At 49.8% G+C, this 510-nt stretch carries 1 protein-coding gene; it reads right to left on the bottom strand.

Annotation, left to right across the window (positions count from 1 at the left end; all coding sequences use genetic code 11):
- Positions 1-150: 150 nt before the first annotated feature.
- Positions 151-510: NAD-dependent epimerase/dehydratase family protein (locus ACTHUM_RS18755; RefSeq protein WP_440403789.1), on the bottom strand; the 360-nt coding region annotated here is incomplete at its 5' end.

Consider the following 510-nt stretch of genomic DNA (forward strand, 5'->3'; position numbering starts at 1 on the left):
AGCCCGCGCCGCCGGTAACAAGGATTTTTTTCATAAGTTTCAGAGGATAGTCAAAATAATATAAACAGATTATAACAGACAGAAAGTGTGTTTTTCAGATAAAGAGGCCGTCTGAAAATATCTCTTTCAGACGGCCTGTATCAGGTCAACTTAATCGTCGTAGCCATTTGGGTTGTTGCTGACCCAACGCCATGAGTCTTCCATCATCTGCGCCAAATCGCGCTTGGTTTCCCAACCGGTCTGCGCTTTGGTGTAGGCGGGATCGGCGTAGAAACAGGCCAAATCGCCATCGCGACGCGGTTTGATTTGGAACGGAATAGTCAAACCGGAGGCTGCCTCAAAGGCACGGATGATTTCCAATACCGAATAAGCACGTCCCGAACCCAAATTAAACAGGTGTACGCCCGACACATCGCTTTTCGCCTGCATGGCCGCCACATGGCCTTCCGCCAAATCCATCACATGGATATAGTCGCGCATACCCGTACCGTCTGGGGTAGGGTAGTCATC

The sequence above is a fragment of the Neisseria sp. P0021.S006 genome, from assembly GCF_051956895.1.